General features: G+C 64.4%; 14 protein-coding genes. 8 read left to right on the top strand and 6 right to left on the bottom strand.

Annotated elements, in window-relative coordinates:
* Positions 1-84: 84 nt before the first annotated feature.
* From GTW58_RS04710 to GTW58_RS04700, 3 genes are read left to right on the top strand one after another with little or no spacing between them, the layout of a single operon-like run.
* Positions 85-1,011, top strand: coding sequence for an ABC transporter permease (locus GTW58_RS04710; RefSeq protein WP_119933297.1), 927 nt, complete (start codon positions 85-87; stop codon positions 1,009-1,011).
* Positions 1,004-2,014 (top strand): ABC transporter permease, encoded by a 1,011-nt coding sequence (locus GTW58_RS04705; protein ID WP_081993511.1) that lies wholly within the window; start codon positions 1,004-1,006, stop codon positions 2,012-2,014. The genes GTW58_RS04710 and GTW58_RS04705 overlap by 8 nt, the downstream gene beginning before the upstream one ends.
* Positions 2,011-3,717: a dipeptide ABC transporter ATP-binding protein gene (locus tag GTW58_RS04700; RefSeq protein ID WP_119933296.1), complete on the top strand. Its 1,707-nt coding sequence runs from the start codon at positions 2,011-2,013 to the stop codon at positions 3,715-3,717. The genes GTW58_RS04705 and GTW58_RS04700 overlap by 4 nt, the downstream gene beginning before the upstream one ends.
* A gap of 72 nt (positions 3,718-3,789) precedes the next feature.
* Here the strand turns inward: GTW58_RS04700 and GTW58_RS04695 are convergent, their stop codons facing one another.
* The 5 genes from GTW58_RS04695 to GTW58_RS04675 form a co-directional block, all read right to left on the bottom strand.
* Entirely contained in the window at positions 3,790-4,467 is a 678-nt protein-coding gene (locus GTW58_RS04695) for a response regulator (protein WP_119933295.1), read from the bottom strand.
* Positions 4,464-5,753, bottom strand: a complete 1,290-nt coding sequence (locus tag GTW58_RS14530; protein WP_425338827.1) for a sensor histidine kinase — start codon at positions 5,751-5,753, stop codon at positions 4,464-4,466. The genes GTW58_RS04695 and GTW58_RS14530 overlap by 4 nt, the downstream gene beginning before the upstream one ends.
* A 22-nt stretch (positions 5,754-5,775) precedes the next feature.
* Complete coding sequence (locus GTW58_RS04685; RefSeq protein WP_119933294.1) at positions 5,776-8,079, bottom strand: FtsX-like permease family protein; 2,304 nt, start codon at positions 8,077-8,079, stop codon at positions 5,776-5,778.
* A complete protein-coding gene (locus tag GTW58_RS04680; RefSeq protein WP_232818080.1) occupies positions 8,079-9,023 on the bottom strand; it encodes an ABC transporter ATP-binding protein in 945 nt (314 codons plus the stop codon). Before GTW58_RS04680 ends, GTW58_RS04685 begins: the two co-directional genes overlap by 1 nt.
* A gap of 87 nt (positions 9,024-9,110) precedes the next feature.
* Positions 9,111-9,887: a TSUP family transporter gene (locus GTW58_RS04675; protein WP_342453293.1), complete on the bottom strand. Its 777-nt coding sequence runs from the start codon at positions 9,885-9,887 to the stop codon at positions 9,111-9,113.
* Between the two features lie 171 nt (positions 9,888-10,058).
* On the opposite strand from GTW58_RS04675, the gene typA reads away from it, so the two are divergent.
* Positions 10,059-11,960 (top strand): translational GTPase TypA, encoded by a 1,902-nt coding sequence (gene typA, locus GTW58_RS04670; RefSeq protein ID WP_047688207.1) that lies wholly within the window; start codon positions 10,059-10,061, stop codon positions 11,958-11,960.
* Positions 11,932-13,416, top strand: coding sequence for a PIG-L family deacetylase (locus GTW58_RS04665; RefSeq protein ID WP_232818079.1), 1,485 nt, complete (start codon positions 11,932-11,934; stop codon positions 13,414-13,416). The genes typA and GTW58_RS04665 overlap by 29 nt, the downstream gene beginning before the upstream one ends.
* Before the next feature lie 488 nt (positions 13,417-13,904).
* Here GTW58_RS04665 and GTW58_RS04660 read toward each other — a convergent pair whose 3' ends face one another.
* A complete protein-coding gene (locus GTW58_RS04660; protein WP_047691947.1) occupies positions 13,905-14,306 on the bottom strand; it encodes a hypothetical protein in 402 nt (133 codons plus the stop codon).
* Between the two features lie 110 nt (positions 14,307-14,416).
* On the opposite strand from GTW58_RS04660, the gene fdxA reads away from it, so the two are divergent.
* From fdxA to GTW58_RS04645, 3 genes are all read left to right on the top strand, one after another.
* On the top strand, positions 14,417-14,740 hold the full coding sequence (gene fdxA / locus GTW58_RS04655) for a ferredoxin (RefSeq protein WP_047691948.1): 324 nt from the start codon (positions 14,417-14,419) through the stop codon (positions 14,738-14,740).
* Between the two features lie 3 nt (positions 14,741-14,743).
* Positions 14,744-15,895 (top strand): succinyldiaminopimelate transaminase, encoded by a 1,152-nt coding sequence (gene dapC / locus GTW58_RS04650; protein WP_119933219.1) that lies wholly within the window; start codon positions 14,744-14,746, stop codon positions 15,893-15,895.
* A 242-nt stretch (positions 15,896-16,137) separates the two neighbouring features.
* Positions 16,138-17,433: a citrate synthase gene (locus tag GTW58_RS04645; RefSeq protein ID WP_119933195.1), complete on the top strand. Its 1,296-nt coding sequence runs from the start codon at positions 16,138-16,140 to the stop codon at positions 17,431-17,433.
* The last annotated feature ends 111 nt before the right edge of the window (positions 17,434-17,544 follow it).

Here is a 17,544-nt window from a genome sequence, read left to right as displayed (position 1 = left end):
CTCGTCTTCTTCCAGGAGTTTTCACCATGTCCACCCCATCATTGGTGCCCTCGCACCCCGTTACGTCAGGGGGTGTGCTCTGACATGGCTTGGTATCTGGTCACGCGACTCCTGCAGATGATCCCTGTGTTCTTCGGGGCCATCTTCATCGTCTACTTCTTGATGTTTGCTACCTCAGGGGATCCCACTGCTGCCCTGTGTGGTGACCGTGGCTGCACCCCGGCCACCAAAGCGGCGTTGGAAGCCCAGTACAACCTGGACCAACCGTTCTTCCTCCAGTTCTTGTTGTATCTCAAGGGTGTTTTCACGCTCGATCTGGGCAACAACTTCTCAGGTCGGCCGATCCTCTCGGTGATTGCGGAGACCTTCCCCAACACGGTCAAGCTGGCGCTGATCGCCATTGTGTTCGAGGCCGTCGTGGGCGTGACACTGGGCCTGATTGCAGGCCTCAAGAAGGGCACCTGGATCGACTCCAGCTTGCTCTTCATGTCCCTCTTGCTGATCTCCGTGCCCGTGTTCGTTCTGGGTTTTGTGGCCCAGTTCGTGATCGGCATCAAGCTGGGATGGACAAGCCCCACTGTGGGTGCGGGTGCGCCGATTCAAGACCTCCTCCTACCCGGCATGGTGTTGGGCGCCATCTCTCTGGCGTACGTGGTGCGGCTGACCAGAAACTCCGTGGCAGAAACCAAAACAGCGGACCACGTGCGCACGGCCACGGCCAAAGGCTTGACCCCGGGACGGGTGCGCAACGCCCACGTCCTGCGTAATTCCATGATTCCTGTGGTCACCTACATGGGTGCTGACCTGGGTGCGTTGATGGGCGGTGCGATCCTGACGGAGAGCATTTTCAACGTCAACGGCATCGGCTATCAGCTGTACCGCTCCATCAACATGGGAGATGGCGCCATGGTGGTTTCCCTGGTCACCCTGATTGTGATCGTGTTTGTGATCGCCAACCTGCTGGTGGACCTGCTCTACGCGGTTCTGGACCCGAGGATTCGTTATGCCTGATCAGAACTCAACCCCTGACACCGCCGCTCGCGGTCCCGTGATGCAGCCCTCCGGGCGTGAAGTTCCCGTGGCAGAGCACTTTGTGGCCCCGGTCCTGGATGATGAAGGCCGTGCCGGCATTGAAACTCAGTTGGCGGACAAACCCAGCAATCTGTGGCGGGACGCCTGGTCCTCACTGCGCAGGAACCCCATTTTCATCATCTCTGCGCTGCTGATGCTTTTTGTGCTGTTCGTGGCAGCCTTCCCCACGGTGTTCACGTCAGCCTCACCAGACAGTCAGTGCACTCTCTCCAACGCGAATGGCGCCCCCACAGCCGGTCACCCGCTGGGATTCACCAACCAAGGCTGTGACATCTTGGCTCGTGTGGTCCACGGAGCATCAGCTTCCCTGCTGGTGGGTTTCGGCGCCACCTTAGGAGTGCTCTTGGTGGGAATTCTGCTCGGTGGTCTCGCCGGCTACTTCGGTGGCTGGGTGGATGCCATTGTCTCGCGGATCATGGACATCTTTTTTGCCGTCCCCTTGATCCTGGGGGCCATTGTGTTGATGGCTGTGCCCGTGATGCGGCAAAACGCAGGCATCGTCACCCTGGCCATTGTGTTGACCATCTTCGGCTGGCCCCAGATGGCACGCATCACCCGCGGTGCCGTTTTGGAGGTGCGTTCCGCTGAATTCATCACGGCCGCACGATCCTTGGGCATGGGCAAACTGAGCATTCTGTTCAAACACGTTCTGCCCAACGCTGCTGGCCCCATCATTGTGGTGGCCACCCTTTCCCTGGGCATTTTCATTGTGGTTGAGGCCAGCCTGTCTTTCCTGGGCATCGGGCTGCCGCCGTCCATCTTGTCCTGGGGGCATGACATCTCGGCCGCTCGCCCGCAGTTGCGCACCAACCCGGGTGCGTTGTTCTGGCCCTCGCTCATGCTCTCCATCACGGTGCTGAGCTTCATGATGTTGGGTGACGCCCTGCGCGATGCCCTGGACCCGAAGGGACGGACCCGATGAGCACGTCAACGGAGTCAACCAATCCGGGGGGACGTCGTCGTGCGGATCGCGCCGCGGCCCCGACGGCAACGGGATCAAGTGCCGCCGGTCCGGGAAACACCCCGCTGTTGGAACTGCGCAATGTGGGCATCACCTTCAAGACCACCACCGGTGATGTGGAGGCCGTGAAGGAAACCAACATCACCGTGATGCCGGGGGAAACCGTGGCCATTGTGGGTGAATCCGGGTCCGGCAAGTCCACCTCCGCGCTGGCCGCCATGGGGCTGCTGCCGGAGAACGGACGTATTTCCGAAGGGCAGGTGTTCTTCCACGGCGAGGACATCACGCACCCGTCCCGTAAGCGCCTGATCGCCCTGCGCGGCAGCGAGATCGGCATGGTTCCGCAGGATCCCATGTCCAACCTCAACCCCGTGTGGAAGATCGGTTTCCAGGTGCGGGAAACGCTGAAGGCCAACGGTCTGCCCCACGCGGACAAGGACGTTGTCCAGGCGCTCAAGGATGCTGGTCTCAGCGACGGCGAACGCCGTATGAACCAGTACCCCCATGAGTTCTCCGGCGGTATGCGTCAGCGTGCCTTGATCGCCATTGGCCTTGCCTGCAACCCGCGGTTGTTGATCGCTGATGAACCCACGTCCGCCCTGGACGTGACCGTGCAGAAGCAGATCCTCAACCACCTAGAGAAACTGACCAAGGAAAAGGGCACATCGGTTCTGCTGATCACCCACGACTTGGGGCTGGCCGCTGAGCGAGCAGACCGCGTGGTGGTGATGCAGAAGGGCCGAGTGGTGGAATCCGGCCCGGCCCAGGCTCTGCTGCAAAACCCCAAGCACCCCTACACGCAGCAGTTGGTGCGTGCGGTGCCGTCCCTGACCCCGGAGGACATCGGGGCCGCAGATGAAGGCGATGCAGCCCAGGAGATCGTGCAGATCAAGGAACTGGTGAAGGAGTACAAGATCCGCGGATCCTGGGGCCGTTCCACCCAGTTCCGGGCTGTGGACGAGGTTTCCTTCACCATCCGTAAGGGCCACACCACGGCAATCGTGGGGGAATCCGGTTCCGGCAAGTCCACCATCGCCAAGATGCTCCTGGGTTTGGAGGACATCACGTCCGGAACCATTCACGTAGACGGCAAGGACATCTCCACGTTCTCCAACAAGGAGTGGTTCGGTTTCCGTCGTCGTGTGCAGCCGATCTTCCAGAACCCCTACGGGTCACTGGACCCCATGCGCAGCGTATTCCGCTCCATTGAGGAGCCGCTGCGGGTCCACAAGGTTGGCGATGCCAAGTCCCGCAAGGAGAAGGTTTACGACCTGTTGGATCGTGTGGCGTTGCCGCGTCAGCTGGGGGACCGGTACCCCAATGAGCTGTCCGGCGGGCAACGTCAGCGTGTGGCCATTGCCCGCGCCCTGGCACTGGACCCGGAGATCGTGGTGTGTGACGAAGCCGTGTCAGCACTGGACGTCCTGGTCCAGGACCAGGTGCTGAAACTGCTGGGACAGTTGCAGGAGGACCTTGGACTGACCTACCTGTTCATCACGCACGACCTTGCCGTGGTGCGCGAAATCGCCCACGACGTCTGCGTGATGGAATCCGGCAAGTTGGTTGAGGTCGGGTCTGTGGAGCAGGTGTTCGAGAACCCGCGCCAGGACTACACGCGCCGCCTCCTGGATGCGATCCCAGGCAAGGACCTGCTGGAGGTCTGACCCCCGTCGAGACCGAGGATTCTGCCCGCCGAAGGCCCTGGGGCCGGGCGGAAACCTCGGTCTCGGCTGTGTTCAAAGGAGGCCGGTTTCGTGGGCCATGACCACCAGCTGCACCCGGTCCCGGGCCTGGAGCTTGGCCAGGATCCGGGACACGTGCGTTTTGACCGTGGGCTCGGAAAGCACCAGCTCCGCCATGATCTCCGCATTGGACAGCCCGCGTCCCACCAGCACAAAAACCTCCCGTTCCCGCGGGGTCAACGTCTCCAGGCGCGGATCCGGTTGTGCCTCCGGACGCGGTGGGTCAATGAATCGCTGCATCAAACGGTGCGTGGTGGACGGCGCGATCACGGCATCCCCGCGGTGACACGTGCGGATGGCGGAGAGCAGTTCCTCCGGCATGGCGTCCTTGAGCAGGAACCCGCTGGCCCCGGCACGAATCCCGTCCAGCGCGTATTCATCCAGGTCAAAGGTGGTCAGCAGCACCACGGTCACGGCCGGATCGACGGTCAGGATTTCCCGGGTGGCCTCCAACCCGTCCATGTTCGGCATGCGAATGTCCATCAGAACGACGTCGGGCCCCTCACCTGAGCGGCCCATCATGCGGACCACATCCACCGCCTGGGCGCCGTCGCCGGCTTCCCCCACCACCTTCAGGTCCTGCTGGGACCCGATCAACATGGAGAACCCACCGCGTACCAGGGGCTGGTCATCCACCAGCAGCACACGGATGGGGCAATCTGGGGTGCTCATGACCCACCTTTCTGTTGGGAGGCGGCACTCGAGCGGGTTCGCACCCACCCGCGCACCATCCACCGGTCAGGATTCTCCGGAACCGGACCCGCTTGAAGTTGACCACCGTAAACACCCAGTCGTTCTGCCAACCCGCGTAGTCCCTGCCCGGAGGACGGCAAGGGCTTGGTGGTGGTGGAATCCACCTCCGTGAGCACACCGTCATTGATCACCACAGCCTCCACCCATTCCCACCCGGTGCGGATGCGGACCATGGCGGCCGTGGCGCCGGGGGAGTGCTTGAGCGCATTGGTCAGAGCTTCCTGCACCAGGCGGTAGATGGCCAAGGAGGCACCGGGCGGAAGGGCGGCCACGGCGTCGTCGGAGCGGGGGAGAACCAACTCCACCGGCAGGCCGGCTTGACGCACCCCCGCCACCAGCTCCGGCAGGTTGCCGAACCCAGGCACCGGTGCGGTCAAGGGTCCCTCCTCCGTGCGCAAGATCCCCAGCAGGCGCCGCATTTCAGTCAAGGAATCGCGGGCGGTGACGGAGATTCGGGCCAGAGTGTCCGTGGCGGCCTGTGGATCCTGGGAGGCCGCATACCGCGCGCCATCGGCCTGGGTGATGACCACGGACAGGGAATGAGCCACGATGTCGTGCATTTCCCGGGCAATGCGGGTGCGTTCATCCTGTGCGGCCAGCCGAACCTCCTGATCCCGTTCCACCTCCAGGCGGTGTGCCCAGGCGGCCAGTGCCTCGGCGCGGTCGGAGAGTGCCTGCGCACGCTGGGCCAAGGCGACTTCCCGCTCCCATTTGACCCGCTTGAGGTCACCGAAAAGGTAGGCGGTGACAATGGTCAGCCACATCAGGGGCGTGATCAGCAGCAGGCCGGCCCACCAGTCCACACTGCCGTAACTGAAACCCTCCACGGAGAACAACGGCGAGGACCAGCGTGGACTGATGACCGTGACCACCAGGGCTGTGAACATGGCCAGGGCCAGAATCCCGAACCGTGCCCGGCCTGAGCTACGAGCCGCCACCCGGTGCACCACCATGGGCACCGCCCACAGTCCCACGGCAAACGGCCAGGTCTGCAGCACCACCGTGGCTGTCAGGGCGGCCACCGCCACCAGAACCGCAGCCAAGACCGGTTTGTGAATCCTGAGGTAGACGGGGGCGGCCAACATGGCTGCTCCCGCCGTGCCCGAGAATCCCAAACCGGACATCATCAGGACCGTGATGGCGCACAGTGCAGAGACCACCACGGCGTTGGCGACCACTGGGTGGTCCTCGATCCAACGCGCCACGGACACGTGGGGCCTGACCGCATCAGTCAATCGAGGCCAGCCCCTCCACCGGGGAGACCCGCGTGGCCCGCAGTGTGGGCAGCGCTGCTGCCAGCATGGCCGTCAACCACCCACCCACGACGACGCCCATCAAACCAACCCACGGGACCGTCAAGAGCACCGGGACGGAATCCGTGACCATGGAGCGAACCACCGCCGTGCCCAGGAGCCATCCCGCGGCAACACCGGCCAGGCAAGCGGCTGCTGCAATCAACAAGGCTTCCCGGCGAATGGTGGAGGCCAACTGCCGCCGCGAGAGACCGAGTGCTCGCAGCAGGGAGTTCTCCCGGGTACGTTCCAACACGGACAAGGACATGGTGGAGGCGATGCCCAACACGGACACCAGCACGGAAGCGCCCAGCAGACCCAACGCCACACCCAACATGATGTTCAGTATGTCCACGTAGGTGGCTTTCTCCATCGCGACCGAGCCGATCTGGTACTGATCCGAATCCGTCAGGTCTGCAATGGCTGCCACTGATGCGGAGGTGCTGCGTCCACTGATGCCCTGTTCAAGGTCAACGTGGGTTTCACCGTCCACGCGCTCCACGCCCACCACGTTGGGCTGGTTGCCGAGCATCCCCTGCGTCTGGTCATCCACACTGTGGGTAATGGTGATGTCCACCGGCGTGCGTTCATCCAGGTGTTCCAAGATGGAGCGCTGGGCCACCGCGTGTCCCGTCAGCACCGTGGTCACCAGGGTGATCCCGATCAGCAGGGCGGTGGCGGTCGTCGTCGTGCGACCCGGGTGACGGGACGCGTTGGCTGCGGCCAAGGTGGAGGCGGTCTTGCCGGGCAGCAGCTTGCCCAAACCGGAAACAACGGTGGGCATCCACAGGCGTGAGGTGAGGATCAGACCAACGCCCGTGGCGGCACCGGCAACGATCCCGGCCACGGCCTGGTCCTGGACCACGGCGGCCCAGGTCAGCGTGCCCGCGCCACCCAGCAGCAACAGGACGCCGAACACGGTGCGGAGTGCCGGCAGACGGTCACTGGTGCGTGAACCGCGCATGCCGTCCAGGGGAGAGGCCTGCATGGCGCGGCGGGCAGGGCCCAGCGAGGCCAACAGCGTCACCACAACACCCAGGGCCAATCCGGCCAGAATGTCCCGCAGGGACACTGCCACCACCACCCATTCGGGCAGGATGTGCCCCAGAGCAAAGCCGATTCCCACGGTGGCTGCGATTCCCACGGTGGAGGCGATCAAGCCAATCACCAGGGCCTCCAGGATCACGGAGCGGCGAATCTGTGGACCCGTGGCACCCAGGCATCGCAACAACGCCAACTCACGGGCACGCTGGGCGGTCAGCACACCAAATGTGGTGGTGATGACCAAGAACGCCACGATCGCGGCCAACAGGGCGAAGGCCAGCAAGAAAGCCAACATCACGTTGGACTCCCCGGAGATCTGCTCCAGGATCCGGTCGGACTGCTCCTGCGGGGTGAGGACCTCCATACTCAGGTCCTGGTTCTGCAGCGATTGGTTCAACTCCTGCCGGACGGTTTCCAGGTCAGCACCGTCTGCCAGACGAATCTGGGTTTCGGAGCCCACTCCTAGGTCGTCATAGGGCATGGGAGAGATTTCCTGGAACTGGGACGTTGTGACCCACCCGTGGACAAAGGAGCTCATCTCCGGCACATCCGCCAGGCCGGTGACAGTCAGCTGAACGGATTGGGGTGGCTGTAGCTGTCCCATGTCCGTGGGGAGATCTCCAGGTGCCATGGAACCCGCGGACTCAGGATCCACTGATGCCGTGCCGTCCCCAGGCTCAGTGGCTCCCATGCCGTCGTAGTACTCCGTGGATTGCACCGTGATGGTGTCCCCCACAGCAAGCCCAAGGGATTCAGCTCGGCTGGAGGTCAACAGCACCTGGCCGTCTTGGGTGGGGAAATCCCCCTCCGTGAGCTTCCAGGGAAAAAGCGTGGAGTCCTCCGGTGCCTCGGCCAGACTCAGACCGCCGTCCAATGATGACTGTCCCTCCACGGCCGTGTACGTGTACATCGCAGGCCAGACGCTGTCCACGCCATCCAGGTCCGCAAAGTCATGGGCTTGCTCAACGGTCAGGTAGGAGGTGGAGTCCATGACGCCCTCAGTGGTGACTTTGGGGGTCGCCACCAAATCGGCATTCTTGGTGCCTTCGGCGATGCTGCTCACCAGTGAGGCGTTCATGGTGGAGTTCAACATCATGGAGGCGGTGGCGAAGGCCGCGGAGACGGCCACACACAGGGCTATCAGTACGTAGCGGGCCCACTGCAGTTGCAGTCGGCTCAACACGATTCGGCGCATCAGAGCTCACCGCCGCGCTGACGGATCTCATCTGCCAAGGACGCAATGGAGGGCTGGGAGGCGCCCAGGCGGTTGCCGCGGCCGGGGGTACCCGGTGAGCGGACGTCGTCGTCGTGGGTGGTCACAGCAGAGGAGCCGTGAAGGCTGCCCACCCTGCCGCCTTTCACGAATTCATCAGAGACAATCCGCCCGTCCTGGACTCGGATGGTGCGGTCCGCGTAGTCCGCCACGCGGGAGTCGTGGGTCACCACCACCACGGTGTGGCCCTGGTTGTGGACCGTGTCCGCCAAAAGACCCAACACCTGCGCGGTGGTTTCGGTGTCCAGGGCGCCGGTGGGCTCATCGGCAATGATCACATCTGGATCGGTGATCAGCGCGCGGGCAATGGCCACGCGCTGCTGCTGGCCGCCGGACAACTCATCCGGACGGTGCTCCAAGCGGTCCGTGATGCCCAGCGCCTGGGCAACGGCACCCAGTCGTTGTTTGTCCAGCTTCTTGCCCGCCAGGGTCAGCGGCAGCTCGATGTTCTGCTGAGCGGTCAGCACCGGGACCAGGTTGAAGGCCTGGAACACGAACCCCACGTGTTCGCGGCGGAACTCGGTGAGTTTTTTGTCATTCATGCGGGTGATGTCCTGGCCACCCACCTGGATCACGGTTTCCGGTCGGGCGTTCGGGGAGTCCAGGCCGGCCAGACAGTGCACCAGGGTGGACTTGCCGGAACCGGAGGGACCCACCACAGCGGTGAAGGTCCCGCGCTCAATGGTCAGGGAAACGTCCCGCAGCGCTGTCACGGACAAGTCGCCGGAGCCGTAAGTGCGGGACACATGCTGGGCCACCACGGCAGCATCCATCACGCTGGGGGCTGCGGTGTTGCCCCACGGGGCATCAGGTGAGGGCGAGGAGGAGGTCTCAGGAGAGTTTGGGGCGGGGTGTTGGTGCGACATACTCCAAGCTTGCTCTCACCGGGGCTTGAGATCATCCGACGACAGGCCCATGTATGCATGTCCCGCAGTCATCCCCGGGTATGACGCTCACACCAGGGTCATGATCCCCTTGACCACGGCGGCCACACCACCGGCCCCGGCAATGATCAGAGCCAGGGTGCGCGCCCTCAACGGGGGCACCTTGGTCTCCAAAGCGGTGCCGATCCCCACCCCGGCCAACACCAGAGCGACGACGACCGGCAGCACCCACCACGGCGGCAGGTCAACGACTCCGGCGCCCATCACGGACTTGGTGATCACCGAGAACAAACCCATGAACATGAAGATCGGCTGCAACGTCGCGCCGAAGGCCCTCTGGTCCCACCGTGTCAGGCGGGCTGCAATCACCATGGCCGGTGCCGCCACACCTGCTGCGGTGTTGAGCACCCCACCCACCAGGCCGGCCAGCGGCAGCGTGGTGCGGTCTGCTGCACGGGGAAGTCGTGGGGTGCTGACCGTCAGGATCAAGGCCAACAGCACCAGGGAACCGATGATGATCTGCAACCAGGCGGCGGGGATCATCAACACCAGCAGCGCCCCCACCACGGCTCCGGGCAGGGCCGTGGCAATGATGACCGCTGCCTTGCGCCACTGAATCCTGTTGCGCACGGAGAGCATGATGGTGAACCCGGAGACCGTCGTCGTCGCATTGGTCATGAGCACCCCGGCAACGGGCCCCAAGATCAGGGAAAGCACGGGGGTGACCACCAGACCCACACCGGTTCCGGAGAGGCGCTGCAACGTGGAGCCGATCAGAATCGCGCCGGCCGCAAGGACAGCGGCGGTCAGGGAGAGATCGGAGAGCATGGGAACCTCGGTGTGCACAACACGGTGGGTGAGATGGAGCCGACCCCACCGTACTCCGTCTCACATTCCTGATGATCCGGCCTGAAATCACGGTCTGCGGGGTAGACTTCCGCAGGCTGCCCAGCCGCAGCCCCACCTGATTTTTGATCTCGTATCACTTGATCTCGCAGAGAGAGACCCCTTAAGCGTATGAGCACTGTCCAGCGAACCGACCTCCGCAATGTGGCAATCGTGGCCCACGTGGACCACGGCAAGACCACCATTGTGGATGCCATGCTTCAGCAGACCCACGCCTTTGCCGCTCACGGTGAAGTGGAAGAACGCGTGATGGACTCCGGTGACCTGGAGAAGGAAAAGGGCATCACCATCCTGGCCAAGAACACCACCGTGTTCTACGACGGCCCCTCCGCCAAGGGGGAGAAGATCACCATCAACGTGATCGACACCCCGGGTCACGCCGACTTCGGTGGCGAGGTGGAGCGCGGTCTGTCCATGGTGGACGGTGTGGTGCTGCTGGTCGACGCCTCTGAGGGTCCGCTGCCCCAGACCCGCTTCGTGCTGCGCAAGGCCCTGGAAGCCAAGCTGCCCGTGATTCTGGTGGTCAACAAGATCGACCGTCCGGATGCCCGTTCCGAGGAGGTCGTGGGCGAGTCCATGGACCTGTTGTTGGGCCTGGCCTCGGACATTGCCGAGGACTACCCGGAGATGGACCTGGACGCCGTGCTGGACGTCCCCGTGGTCTACGCCTCCGGCAAGGCCGGCCGGGCCTCCGTGGAGAACCCGGGGGATGGCAACCTGCCGGAGAACGAGGACCTTGAGCCCCTGTTCAAGACCATCATCGATCACATCCCCGCCCCGTCCTACGACGACGAAGGCGTGCTCCAGGCGCATGTGACCAACCTGGACGCCTCCCCGTTCCTGGGCCGTCTGGCGCTGCTGCGTATCTTCAACGGCACCCTGAAGAAGGGCCAGACCGTGGCCTGGGCCCGCTCCAACGGCGAGCTGAAGAACGTACGCATCTCCGAGCTGCTGGCCACCAAGGGCCTGGAGCGCGAACCCGCTGAATCCGCCGGCCCCGGTGAAATCGTGGCTGTTGCAGGCATCGAAAACATCACCATCGGTGAGACCCTGACCGACCCGGAGAACCCGGCCCCGCTGCCGCTGATCCACGTGGATGATCCCGCGATCTCCATGACCATCGGCATCAACACCTCCCCGCTGGCCGGCCGCGTCAAGGGCGCCAAGGTCACGGCCCGTCAGGTCAAGGACCGCCTGGACAAGGAACTGATCGGCAACGTGTCCCTGCGCGTGCTGCCCACTCAGCGTCCGGACGCCTGGGAGGTCCAGGGCCGTGGCGAGTTGGCCCTGGCCATCCTGGTGGAGCAGATGCGCCGCGAAGGCTTTGAGATCACCGCCGGCAAGCCGCAGGTTGTGACCAAGGAGGTCGACGGCAAGGTCCATGAGCCCATGGAGCACATGACCATTGACACCCCGGAGGAGTTCCTGGGCGCCATCACACAGCTCATGGCTGCTCGCAAGGGCCGCATGGAAGGCATGACCAACCACGGCACCGGCTGGGTGCGCATGGAGTTCAAGGTTCCCTCCCGCGGTCTGATCGGTTTCCGTACCCGGTTCCTGACCGAAACCCGCGGTGCCGGCATCGCCTCCTCCTACTCAGACGGCTACGAGCCCTGGGCCGGGGAGATCGAGTACCGCACCAACGGTTCCCTGGTGGCAGACCGTGCCGGTGTGGCCACCCCGTTCGCCATGATCAACCTGCAGGAACGCGGCACCATCTTTGTGAAGCCCACGCAGGAGGTTTACGAAGGCATGATCGTGGGTGAGAACGCGCGTGCCGATGACATGGACGTGAACATCACCAAGGAGAAGAAGCTCACCAACATGCGCTCCTCCACCGCGGACAACTTTGAAAACCTCACCCCGCCCAAGATCCTCACCTTGGAGGAGTCCTTGGAGTTCGCCCGTGAGGACGAATGCGTGGAGGTCACCCCGGAGGCCATCCGCATCCGCAAGGTGATCCTGGACGTCAATGAGCGTGTGCGTGCTGCTCGTCAGCGGGCACGTGCCTGAGCCTGACCGCACGACTGACGCAACGCCGTCGTACCCCCAACAGGGTGCGGCGGTGTTGCCGCATGCGCTGACCTCCGTTCTGCCGGCCGGTGTCTCCCCGGTGGGGGCGCGGGTGCTTTATGTTCACGCCCACCCGGACGACGAAACCGTGGTCACCGGGGCCTCCATGGCTCACCTGGCGCGCGCCGGGGCTGAGGTCACGCTGCTGACCATGACCCGTGGCGAGCGCGGAGAGGTCATTCCCGCGGACCTGCGTCACCTGGAGGTGGGGCAGCCCGGGTGCACCGATGACGGCACCGCCCTGGGCGACTACCGCGTGGGCGAGTTGCACGCGGCGTGTGCGGCTCTGGGCGTGCGCTCGCAGATGTTTGCTGGGCAGAATCCGGCTGTTGATCCTTCCGTGGGGCTGTCCCACGGGCGGGATCGGTATCTGGATTCCGGGATGGCCTGGGGTGCGGATGGGCGAGCCACCGCTGCCGCTGACGTCTCGCCGGCAGCCTTGACCGCCGCTCCCGTGGAGGAGGTGTCAGCCCACATTGCCGCGGCCATCCGCACCGTGCGCCCCCTGGCCGTGATCTCCTACGACGACGACGGCGGCTACGGCCACCCTGACCACATCCGCACCGCGCAGGCCACGATGCGGGCCGTGGAGCTGGCATCCAGCGCCGGATCCCAAGGTGGCGGGTGGAATGTGCCGATGGTGTGGGCAATCGAGGGGGAGTTCGTTGCCTCTGATGCACGACCGCAGGCCGTGGTTCGAGCTGATCCGGCGGATCTGGGCGCCAAGCGTGCCGCGTTGGAGGCCCATGCCACCCAGGTGACCCTGCCCTCTGATCCCACTGAGCTGAGTTTTGCGTTCTCCAACGGGGTGGTGCAGAAGATCAGTGGAGTGGAGACCTTCCGCATGGTGGGTGGAACGGAGCTGTCGGCGGTCACCGAATATTGGTCTGGTGCTGGTGCTGGTGTGGCGGACGCCGGTGTTGCCGGAGTTGCTGGTGCGGGTTCAACGGCTGCTGATGATCCTCATGCTTCCCGGCAGGGCCGCGATCCTTTGGAGCAGGCCTCCATCCCGGTGACCCTCACCGTGGCGGGTGTGTGCGGGTTGTTGGCCGGAATCCTGGGAACAGGTGTCCACGGGAACATCCTGCGCCTGGGCGGTCTGGCCTTGCCGTGGGGAGTGTTGTTGGCCTTGGCTCTGGTGGTCAGTGTGTCCGTGTGGACCGGCGCCACCACCAGGCGGATCTGGGCTGCTGCCGTCCCAGGCGTGGTGGCTTACGCGGTGGCTTTTGCCTTGGCGTTCCTGCGCCCGGATTCCCCGCTGATCGTGCTGGGTTTCGATTCGGCCATCGGTCGGGTGGGCCTGGCCTGGTTCGGTGGCATTCTGCTGGCCACCCTGTTCTCGGTGGTGGTCGTGGGCCGCTGGTGGCGCAAGCGCCGTCGGACCGTAGCCGCCTGACCCCACCCCACATTCACACCACCCCGCCCTTCCCTCCCCACCCCACCCTTCCCACCCCGCCCCGCCGAGTAGGCCTTTTGATCGCCCCTGACCCACTCAGGGGCGATCAAAAGGCCTATTCGTGTGTGGAAGGCGAACTCGGACCGCATGGTTTCCAGGACCCACCGGTTCACGACCACCATGCTCACTGGGTTCTGTGTCTTGAGGAGGTCGCCGGTCCAGTGCGTCTCGAACAGTGAGTTGCTCCGGTGGTGCTGGTCGAGCGTCGAGTTGTGCCGCCCATCAGCGCTGACGGGCGGCACAACTCACTGCTCGGCGGTTCAGGGCGTCAGATGAGCGGCAGAACTGACTGCTCGGCCCAGCCTCCATGCCGAGTTGGCTGTTTGATCGCCCCTGACCCAGTCAGCATCGATCAAACGGCCTACTCGGCGGGTGAAGGGGAAGGTGGGAGGGTGCCGGCGCTCAGCGGATCATCGGCTCGCTCGCGGTCAGGCTTGCGGGGCGCGCCTGGGCGGCGGGGGAGGAACGGCCTTGGCCAGGCGGACGGCCTCCCAGGGGATCTCCACCCGGCCCCGGCGGGTCTCCAGGATCAGAACGCCCGCCGCGGCATCGGAACCTTCAGCGGCATCGGCGCCACCGGTGGCATCCACGCCCTTCCCCTCCGGAAGAGCGCTGTTCTGCGCCGGACGGGATCCATCTTGACCGGGGTCATGGTAGGCGTCGTCGTCGGGGAGGAGGCTCGAAGACGGGCCCGGACCCACGACGGTGCCGATGGAATCGGTGTATCGCTTACCGGAGGCATCCCCGGCCGGTAGGGCCCATCGCACGGTCACCCGTGTTCCGGGCGAAAGCGAGCGGAGCAGTTCCACGGGGGACTGGGAGGAAGTCACCAGCCCACCGTAGCGTGCAGTGTTGCGCTCATGACGCCCGAACTTGGGCGCGGGCGGTGACGCCTTAGGATGGATGCCAACCCGATTGTGAGAAAGGACCACTGAGTTCCATGACCTACGTGATCGCCCAGCCTTGTGTTGACGTCAAGGACAAGGCTTGTGTGGAAGAGTGCCCCGTCGACTGCATTTACGAGGGTGAGCGCTCCCTCTACATCCACCCTGACGAGTGCGTGGACTGCGGTGCGTGCGAGCCCGTGTGCCCGGTGGAGGCCATTTACTACGAGGACGACACCCCGGACGAGTGGGCCGAGTACTACAAGTACAACGTCGAGTTCTTTGATGACCTGGGTTCCCCCGGTGGTGCCGCCAAGCTCGGCAACACCGGCAAGGACCACCCGGGTATTGCTGCCCTGCCCCCGCAGAACCAGGATTGATTGGTGACGGATTCGGCGCGCGGCTTCGGCTTGTCCCTGCCCGAGTACCCGTGGGAGGCCATGGCGCCTTACCGGGCCGCGGCTCAGCAGCACCCGGACGGTGTGGTGGATCTGTCCATCGGCACCCCGGTGGATCCCACGCCCCTGGTGGTTCAGGATGCCCTGGCCGCGGCAGCGGACGCCCCCGGTTACCCCACCACCCACGGGACCCGCGCGCTGCGGGAGTCCATTGCCGCCTGGTTTGGACGACGCCGCGGCGTGCCCGGGCTGGACCCTGAGCAGATCATGCCCACGGTGGGTTCCAAGGAGCTGGTGGCCTGGCTGCCGCTGCTGTTGGGGCTGCGGGCCGGGGATGTGGTGGTGCGCCCCACGGTGGCTTACCCCACCTACGACATCGGCGCCCAGATCGCCGGTGCCGAGCACGTTGCCGCCGATGACCTGGATGAGCTCGACGAAGACGTTCGCGCCCGAGTCCGCCTTGTGTGGGTCAACTCTCCAGGCAACCCGACCGGGATCGTGCGCTGCCCCGAATCGCTGAAGAAGCTGGTGGACCAGGCTCGTGCCATCGGTGCGGTGGTGGCCTCTGACGAGTGCTATGCGGAACTGGGCTGGGGTGACTGGGACGTGGCGCACGGTGGTTCAGCGGTGCCGTCGGTCCTGGATCCAGCTGTCAGCGGGGGAGATCTCTCCTTGTTGTTGAGCGCTTACTCCCTGTCCAAGCAGTCCAACCTGGCAGGCTACCGGGCAGCTTTCCTGGCGGGGGATCCCGCGTTGATGAAAGACCTGGTCAACTCACGCAAGCACGCCGGGATGATTGTGCCCGCCCCGGTCCAGGCTGCCATGAAGGCTGCCTTGGACGATGACGCCCACGTGGCCGCTCAGAAAGCCCTCTACCGGGCACGCCGGGAACAGCTGTTGCCTGCCTTGGAGTCCTTTGGTCTGACGGTGGAGCACTCGGAGGCAGGTTTGTACCTGTGGAGCCGCCCCCACAACGACGCAGACACCTGGAGCACGGTGGGGCGTTTTGCGGACCTGGGCATTGTGGTGGGCCCTGGCGTGTTCTACGGAGAGGCCGGTGCCGGCTACGTCCGGGTGTCCCTGACCGGCAGTGATGAACGGATCAGTGCCGCGGTGACCAGGCTCAGCGGAGTCTGAGACCAGGGGGCGTGTGCGCTTAGCACGTCACGCGCAACGCTGAAAATTGGCCTGTTCAACCATCATGCGAGTAAGTTGGACCACAGCGATTTCTGTGTCTTGAGACACGCGCGGGGTGGATACACCGTTGTACCTGCCACCGCTCGCATCCTCAGCGCCCAGCCCCACAGAGCGGGTGAGCTGAGACCTACGGAAGGCCTTGAGGGGCCAACGATCACGGAATACCACCGCGGAGGACATCCATGAGCGAGTCTGCTACCGACGCCAAGAACGTCCAGCTCAACTACGAGAACGGCACATTGGATCTGCCGGTTCTGGAAGCCGCCGAAGGCAACAACGGCTACGGCGTCAGCGCCTTGCTCAAGGAAACCGGCAACGTGGTCTACGACCCCGGCTTTGTGAACACCGCCAACGCTCGTTCAGCCATCACTTACATTGACGGCGCCAACGGGATCCTGCGCTACCGCGGTTACCCCATTGAGCAGTTGGCGGAGAAGTCCAACTTTGTTGAGGTTGCCTACCTGCTGATCTACGGCGAGCTGCCCACCCCGGAGCAGTACCAGGACTTTGAGCACCGCATCACCACGCACACCATGGTGCATGAGGACCTGAAGATGTTCTTCAACGGGTTCCCGCGCTCTGCCCACCCCATGCCGGTGCTCTCCTCCGCGGTCTCTGCTCTGTCCACGTTCTACGCGGACTCCTTGGATCCTCACGATCCCGAGCAGATCGAGATCTCCACGATCCGTCTGCTGGCCAAGGTCCCCACCCTGGCTGCCTACGCCTACAAGAAATCCGTGGGTGAGCCCATGCTCTACCCGCACAATGACCTCAACTACGCGCAGAACTTCCTGCGCATGTGCTTTGGCGTGCCGGCCGCCAATTATGAGGTGGACCCGGACATGGCCAAGGCCTTGGACGTTCTGCTGATGCTGCACGCTGATCACGAGCAGAACTGCTCCACCTCCACGGTGCGGCTGGTGGGCTCCTCCGAGGCCAACATTTTCGCCTCCGTCTCCGCCGGCGTGAACGCTCTCTACGGTCCGCTGCACGGTGGCGCCAACGAGGCCGTTCTGAAGATGTTGGGCCAGATCCAGAACGAGGGCATGGACCCGGACACGTTTATGGAGAAGGTCAAGAACAAGGAAGACGGCGTGAAGCTCATGGGCTTTGGCCACCGCGTCTACAAGAGCTACGACCCCCGCGCTCAGATCATCAAGGGTTACGCCCACGACATCCTGGAGAAGCTGGGCGGCAACAACGAGATGCTGGACATCGCCATGAAGCTGGAAGAAAAGGCTCTGGCGGATGACTACTTTGTGGAGCGCAAGCTCTACCCCAACGTGGACTTCTACACGGGTCTGATTTACAAGGCCATGGGCTTCCCGGAGCGCATGTTCACCGTGTTGTTTGCCATCGGCCGCCTGCCGGGCTGGATTGCCCAGTGGCGGGAGATGATCGAAGACCCGGAGACCAAGATCGGCCGTCCGCGTCAGCTTTACGTGGGTGAGGGCGAGCGGGACTACCCGCAGCGCTGATTTCCTTCGATTCCTGACGACGACGCCGGGGGGGACTTTCCTACGGGAGGGGGCCCCCGCCGCGGCGCGGGCCCAGTGGGGGCCCCGGGGGTGTGGGCGGGCCCCCGCCTC

Source organism: Kocuria subflava (assembly GCF_012163155.1).
Lineage (GTDB): Bacteria > Actinomycetota > Actinomycetes > Actinomycetales > Micrococcaceae > Kocuria > Kocuria subflava.
This window is presented reverse-complemented; position numbering and strand designations above follow the sequence as displayed.